Below are 230 nucleotides of genomic sequence, written 5' to 3'. Positions count from 1 at the left end.
GCAAAAATGAGGTTTGGCGAAACCGTGAATTATTTGCCCAAGTATTTGGTTATACAATGACTGAGACTCAGGTATTTGGTTTGTCGGTTCCTGAATCAGGCCGTCTGAAATATTTGCAATCCCCTTATTACGTTGCTTTGCTTGCAACCAGTCGCGACAGTAAATTATGGCCGGTAGAACACTGGCGTTCATTATTGAAAAAGTTGAATGAAGAACAACAATGCAATGTG

Annotated in this window: 1 protein-coding gene; it reads left to right on the top strand. The window is 40.9% G+C overall.

What is annotated here, in order from left to right; translation table 11 throughout:
- Window positions 1–230 (top strand): glycosyltransferase family 9 protein (locus ACTHTK_RS10360; protein ID WP_440379756.1); only part of this gene is annotated, 230 nt, incomplete at both ends.

The organism is Neisseria sp. P0006.S009 (genome assembly GCF_051962915.1).
Taxonomy (GTDB): Bacteria; Pseudomonadota; Gammaproteobacteria; order Burkholderiales; family Neisseriaceae; genus Neisseria; species Neisseria subflava_E.
The sequence above is the reverse complement of the archived record's forward strand: the minus strand, read 5'-3'. Positions and strand labels throughout refer to the sequence as shown.